7 protein-coding genes and 1 pseudogene are annotated in these 6,568 nt (G+C 44.2%); 2 read left to right on the top strand and 6 right to left on the bottom strand.

Features of this window, described 5'->3' with window-relative positions; all coding sequences use genetic code 11:
- Positions 1-131 precede the first annotated feature (131 nt).
- Together AC1DLM_RS28330 and greA are read left to right on the top strand one after the other, a co-directional pair.
- On the top strand, positions 132-914 hold the full coding sequence (locus AC1DLM_RS28330; RefSeq protein WP_477571833.1) for an SDR family NAD(P)-dependent oxidoreductase: 783 nt from the start codon (positions 132-134) through the stop codon (positions 912-914).
- A gap of 98 nt (positions 915-1,012) precedes the next feature.
- The gene (greA, locus tag AC1DLM_RS28335; RefSeq protein WP_171635061.1) at positions 1,013-1,483 is read left to right on the top strand and encodes a transcription elongation factor GreA; all 471 of its coding nucleotides are present in this window, start codon (positions 1,013-1,015) and stop codon (positions 1,481-1,483) included.
- A 56-nt stretch (positions 1,484-1,539) separates the two neighbouring features.
- Here greA and murI read toward each other — a convergent pair whose 3' ends face one another.
- From murI to AC1DLM_RS28365, 6 genes and pseudogenes are all read right to left on the bottom strand, one after another.
- The gene (gene murI / locus AC1DLM_RS28340) at positions 1,540-2,313 is read right to left on the bottom strand and encodes a glutamate racemase (RefSeq protein ID WP_477571834.1); all 774 of its coding nucleotides are present in this window, start codon (positions 2,311-2,313) and stop codon (positions 1,540-1,542) included.
- Between the two features lie 40 nt (positions 2,314-2,353).
- On the bottom strand, positions 2,354-3,124 hold the full coding sequence (locus tag AC1DLM_RS28345) for a Cof-type HAD-IIB family hydrolase (RefSeq protein ID WP_441990385.1): 771 nt from the start codon (positions 3,122-3,124) through the stop codon (positions 2,354-2,356).
- A 218-nt stretch (positions 3,125-3,342) separates the two neighbouring features.
- On the bottom strand, positions 3,343-3,873 hold the full coding sequence (locus AC1DLM_RS28350; protein WP_477571835.1) for an ATP-dependent Clp protease proteolytic subunit: 531 nt from the start codon (positions 3,871-3,873) through the stop codon (positions 3,343-3,345).
- A gap of 392 nt (positions 3,874-4,265) precedes the next feature.
- Positions 4,266-4,580 carry an MGMT family protein gene (locus AC1DLM_RS28355; RefSeq protein WP_477571837.1) on the bottom strand — a complete coding sequence of 105 codons (315 nt, stop codon included), beginning with the start codon at positions 4,578-4,580 and terminating at the stop codon, positions 4,266-4,268.
- Positions 4,577-5,665 carry a lactonase family protein gene (locus tag AC1DLM_RS28360; protein WP_477571836.1) on the bottom strand — a complete coding sequence of 363 codons (1,089 nt, stop codon included), beginning with the start codon at positions 5,663-5,665 and terminating at the stop codon, positions 4,577-4,579. Before AC1DLM_RS28360 ends, AC1DLM_RS28355 begins: the two co-directional genes overlap by 4 nt.
- A gap of 246 nt (positions 5,666-5,911) precedes the next feature.
- Positions 5,912-6,568: pseudogene (locus tag AC1DLM_RS28365) on the bottom strand (hypothetical protein); the annotation flags it as partial.

Consider the following 6,568-nt stretch of genomic DNA (forward strand, 5'->3'; position numbering starts at 1 on the left):
TTTCGACAAATTGCGCAGAAATCACTGCCACGTTATGTTAGTATAGTAGCTGAAGAATTCGTTGTCTATCAATTAAAAGGTATTCTCACCTTTATTTGGGTATATTATAAAATTGCGGGAGGAAATATCATATGCCAGCTACTGCTTTAATTACAGGTGCATCCTCGGGAATAGGTGAAGCTTTTGCACGTAAATTGGCTGCCAAAGGACATCCGCTCATTCTAGTTGCGCGGTCCAAAGCCAAATTAGATGAGCTAGCTAACGAGTTGTCCCGTAAATACGCGATTCAAGTAGACGTGATCGAGATTGACTTAACAAGCGCAAATGCAGCGGCCGAAGTTTTCAAGCAAACGGAGCAGCTTGGTCGGCATGTCGGCATGCTCATCAACAATGCTGGCTTTGGTTTAAGCGGCGAGTTTCTAGCTCATACCGCGGACAAATATCATCAGCAGATCACATTAAACATTACCGCTGTTATGGAGTTAACCCATCTCTATTTGCCTGCCATGGTTCAAAAAGGCGAAGGCGCCATCATCAATGTAGCCTCCTTATTAGCGTTCTTCCCGTTCCCCTATTGTTCCGTGTACAGTGCAACCAAAGCTTTCGTCCTTTCTTTTACCGAATCCTTATGGGAAGAATATCGTCACAAGGGTATCCAGCTTCTAGCCTTGTGTCCAGGTCCTACAGATACGAAGTTCTTCGATACCGCCAAGGAAGTTGAAACGAAGAGCAAGCGGACTCCTGAACAAGTCGTCGATACGGCAATGAAAGCACTTGGCAAGAGGTCATCTTTCGTCCTTGATGGAGCTAATAATACTTTCACTGCATTACTTGCAAGGATCCTCCCGAGACAAACGATGCTTAAAATATTTGGGTCTACCATTCGTAAATCCATGCAGCATAAATCGTCCTAATTGAGATCAACACAAATAATACCTTATGCCGATTGCTTTACTTGTCTCATAGACTTTAGTAGTATAGCTAATATCGAATGAAACGAGGTGCTTTACTTTTGTCCAATGATGAAATCATTTTGACCCCTGAGGGTTTACGCAGTTTAGAGCTTGAACTTGAAGATCTGAAAACAGTGAAGCGTAAGGAATTAGCAGAACGTATCAAATTGGCTATCTCCTACGGTGACCTCAAGGAAAATAGCGAATATCATTCTGCCAAGAACGACCAGTCATTCATGGAAACACGTGTTCTTACGATTGAACGGATGCTCAAAAAAGCAAAAGTCGTGAAGAATACTGGTACTTCCAAAGTACAAGTCGGTTCTACTGTTGTATTAAATGACGTGGAATTCGCCGAAAAAATCGAGTACAAAATTGTAGGTTCGCAAGAAGCCAATGTCAACGAAAATAAAATTTCGTATGAAAGTCCGCTTGGCATCTCCCTCATGAATAAGTCGGTAGGCGATGTCATTAGTGTGAATGCCCCCATGGGCATTATAAGCTACGAGCTTCTAGAGATTCGCATATAGCTCCTATTAAGAAAAGCAGTTCGTAACTAGAAATTCTAGTTATGAACTGCTTCTTTTTATTTACCCGTTTGAAGGAAGGCAAGCGCCTTTTCCATCTTCTCTAGGTAGGCGTCATCTAAACTGGAACACATCCATTTCACATGTCCATTCCCCGTACCTTGCAGTTGGTCGCTGTCCTGCAACACTTGCATTAAGTGATTCACAGTCCCCTTACTTCCATCTACAATTTGAATGTGGTTCGGTAGGATTTGACTCAAAACCTCACGATAAAAAGGATAATGTGTACAACCGAGTACAACCGTTCCAAACGCACTTAGATCAAATGGAGCTAATTTGGTCTTAAAATAATCCACGATCTGCGGACCATCCATCAAGAGATTTTCACAAAATTGGACCAACTCCGGAAGCGGTACGGAATCTACCATTCCCATATCATCGATGCGGGATACGAGTTCTCTGTATTTCGCTTCCTGAAGAGTAAGCTTTGTGGCGAATACGAGCACTCTTTTGCCTGATGAACGATTCATCTCTACGGCTGGCTTCACTGCTGGCTCCATCCCAATGATGGGGATCTGGTGGATTCTCCGCAATTCTGTGATCGCGATACTTGTTGCTGTATTACAGGCGATGACAAGCGCCTTAACTTCTTCTTGAATAATGGTATCAACGGATTGCTTGACGAAGGTTAGAACCTCATCTTTCGATTTCATACCATAGGGAACATGCGCGGTATCGGCAAAATAAACAAAATCTTCCTGAGGCATTCGCTTCATGGCTTCGTTCAGAACTGTGATTCCACCTAGACCTGAATCAAAAAAAGCAATTTTCATCCTATTCACCMTATTTATTAGCGTTCTGTCTTAACATATCTTAAAGTAGTCCTGCTGTGATAAGACCGTTTCGTACGCCTTCTTCATCCACATGTGTAGTAACATGATCAGCGTATGGCAATAAATCCTTATGCGAATTGCCCATTGCAATACCGAATCCAACATAGGAAAGCATCTCCATATCATTCAAACCGTCACCAAAAGCCACCGCATCTTCCGGCTTCAAGCCGACCAACTCTAGCATCGCCGCTATACCTTGGGCCTTGGAACCACCAGCAGGCAACACATCCATCGCATGTTCGTGCCAACGAATGAGCTTAAACTCTGAAAGCAGTCCCTCGTACAAATGTTCATCTTTGGCTTCACAGTGCAGGAAAATTTGATAAATATCGTTCGATTTCCAGAAATGCGGATCATAACTTGGCAAATCAACTTTTAACGAGGATACAGAGCTATGTACAAATGGGTGATCCTGCGCATCCGTTGCAAATGCATGCTGGCCCTCGAATACGAGCGAATGCTGATGCGTAGCAGCTAGCTCAACGAGAGCTTCAATCGCGCTCTTAGCGATTACGCGGTGGTAAAGAGGCTCACCTTTGTAGACGGCATATCCGCCATTCAAGCACACATAGGAATCAATGCCAAGTAACTCCGCCAGTGGCTTAATGAAATAAGGTGCTCGTCCTGTTGCAATAACAGGTTCGATCCCGCTCTTTTTCAGATCGTGAATCGCCTTAACGGTGCTTTCTGGCACCTGCTTGTCCTCATTAATTAACGTGCCATCAATATCAAAAAATACTATTTTGTACACAGTAGGGTTCTCCTTTGCATTCGAAGCAGTTGTTGCCGCCCCATGTCTCTTTCTCTCAATTAAACACCAAATGCCCAGAAAAAACAAACACAATAAACGGCTGCTCCGCCCATTTAGGACGGGAGCGTTTATCTAGAAATATAGCCAATTTGCTATGTGAAACATACAAAATACTAGATTTAAAAAAAGAAATCCCTTGGGCTTCTCTCCCACTTTGCCTAAACGATCGTATCAATGATGCCATAGGCTAACGCCTCTTCTGGACTCATGTACCAGTTCCGTTGATGCTCCTTCACACGAGCCAGCTCCTCAGCTTGCAGACTCGTTTTGGACAAAATACATTCATCATAGATGTTCTGCAGCCGCTGCGTTTCATCCACGCGATTCTTCAAATGCTCCAAATGACCATCAATATGTGTGGAAACAGAGTGATACATGAAAGTACTCAGTCGTCCTGCATGCCTTTTGTGCCCGCTAACTGCGATCAGCAAACTCATACTTGCCGCTAGTCCGTATACATACGTGTGAACGGGTGTTTTACTGTTCTCAATTACATTAATAAGACCAAAGYCATCGTATACACTGCCACCGTTACTATTAATGATCAGGTCGATCGGCAGGCGTTTATAATCTTTTTCCTTCTTATCTTTGTCGTCATCCCATTGATTAATTTTGATAATTTGCTCAACAATCAGTTTTACAGAGGTCTTATTGATGCCATCGAATAGATAAAGGGTTCTGTCACTCATAACATGCCTCCTGTCCGTATGGCCTTGTATTACAGTAGTCTATTCTCGGCTTGGAAACTTTGTAACTCTTTCCGCGCTGTTTTCAGATTTTTGGGCGAAAAAGAGCCCCTCCCTCCCCAAAAGGGAAGAAGCGGCTCTCCTAACTACGCTTAGTACATACTCAACGCTTACTGGGGGCATCCAGAATTTTCCTCGCTTATCGTTGTAATCACTCGCGTAATGCCCCTCCATTTGCTGACAAAAACAAAAAGCCGCTCTCATCACGATCTCTGAAAGGAATATCTCCTCAGAAACCATGAAGAAAACGGCGTGTGCATCACTACAATTTTAACATTATTTTACATAAGTATTCTTGGATTAAGCCTTAATTGCCATGGGTCAAATAACTCTATTCATTCCTCAACAAGTTGAAGTTGATAATCTGCTAGAGAAACCGTTTGAACTTCCGAAACATGGACGCCTTCAGATTCTAGCAAAAACCGCTGCAGTTGCGCACCCTCATCATCTTGGATCGCGATTTCTCCACGAACATTGAGGACTCTGTGCCAGGGAAGACGGAACTTTTTGCTCATAGCATGCAGAATTCGCACAACTTGCCGAGCTGCTCTTGGACTTCCGGCTTGCCGCGCAATTTGGCCATACGTCATCACTTTTCCTTCGGGAATGGATCGAATGATTTCGAGAACTCTCTCTGTAAAAGGTGTCATTGTACCGAAAGGAACTTGATGCATACAGGCTGAGACATCTCAAGTACACTGCCCGTTGGGACTAGTTTTCCAGTCGTCTCATCGCGCGCAAAGCTAACGATATTATCAGAATCTTTATTCGCGACTAGAACAAAACGCCCATCAGGCGAAATCCCAAAATTTCGTGGGTGCTTCCCTAGGGTTGGTGCATGTTCCACGAATGAGAGTTTTCCTGTTTGCTTGTCAATGGTATAAACTACGATGCTATCGTGTCCACGATTGGAACCATAAAGGTAGCGTCCGTCAGGTGAGACGTGGATGTCTGCGCACCMATTTTCGCCATCGTAGGAAGCTGGTAAGGTTGAAATCGTTTGGATTTCTGTTAGTTTACCGTGTTCCTCATCATAGCTGAATGCTGTAATCGTGGAACCGAGCTCATTAATCACATACCCGCACTTGTAGGATGGGTGAAAGGCAAAATGGCGCGGCCCCGACCCAGGCGTGACGGACACTTCGCCATGTGGAATGAGACGCTTAGCGGCGAGATCGAGTTTGTACAGGATAATTTTATCAAGACCTAAATCACATGCACCTATGAAACGATTCGCACGATCAACGAAAACGGAATGTGCTCGCGGCTGATCCTGTACGGGAAGTAGGCTCGCACCATGATGCTGTTGAATGTCCGCGGAAGTCCCAAGTTGGCCATTGGCTATTATTGGAGATAAGCCAACCATGCCACCATGATAGCTCGTAACCATTACGACTTGATTCAAGTTGTCTAGCTGGATGTGGCATGTTGTCGCAGGCAGCGTGTTTTCCTGATTAAGTAGCGTTAATTCACCCGTTTCTGGCTGGATGATGTAGGCACTAGCTGCTCCACATTTCTGACCTTCCGCACCAACACCTTCACCAAGTGCGTATAATCGCCAATTTGCCGCATCGACAGCTAGAAAGGTTGGATTTTGGAGACCCGTTACGTTATGGGTAAGCGCTAAGCTACCTGTTTCTGCATCAAATAGTGCCGTATAAACCCCCGGATTCTTCGCATCGGCGTAAGAACCAATAAAGGCTAAAGTTTGTTTCGTTTGTTGCTGCTTGTCCACGGATGTCACTCCCATTCATCTAATTTCACTATGAGCATTATCTCAAATCTGCCCMTTTTGGGCAACTATTCGATTAACTGTGGGGTTTSGAAATGAGATTGGGATKAGAGTAATTTTCGCATGTTTCCGCCATAAAAATTACTMATGGTCAACAACGCAAGGTAATCTACACAGATAACCTTTATTACGTTGTTAACCTTGAGTAGTAAGACCCGAACCAGACCGCCTAAGACGATCCTTCTCTATTTAAACAGCAGATGAAATATACACAGAATAAACGGCATTTTGTGTAACGTTCATATTTAGGAATACTGAAATTGCATCATTWCTTATGACAGGGTTACCAGCTATATTACTGGTCCATGTTACTGTGGCATTTGGTGTGACTGTATAGGCAGCACCATTGGAAACACGCACGGGCTGCGCTCCTACATCTGTTGGTCTAATTGAGAAAACTATGGTTCCAGTAAGGGAAGCCGTAGTTGTAAGAGTAATTGTAGATATGATGTTAGCTGCTAACGGTGCTGCTGCAGTATCAATAACATCAAAACATACTTGGAATAGATACGTATCAGCAGGTAAGTTGTTTACATTTATTGCTCCTGAAAAAGCAACTACGCTTCCATTCGCAGCATCGACATAAGGTATCATATTGGAAAGTGCTCCAGGCGACCCTGCTAAACGTTGAAATCCTTCATTATTTCCACCAAAATTAAGAACTTTTGTAAAGTTGGTTGGTGTCGCTCCGGTTGCACCAACTGCTCCAGTCGCTCCGGTTGCTCCCCTTGCTCCAGTTGCTCCAGTCGGTCCTGTTGCTCCTGTTGCTCCAGTTGCTCCTGTTCCTCCAGTTGCTCCAGTCGGCCCAGTAGGTCCTGTTGCACCAGTTGCTCCTGTACCTCCAGT

The organism is Paenibacillus sp. 01T442 (genome assembly GCF_056398345.1).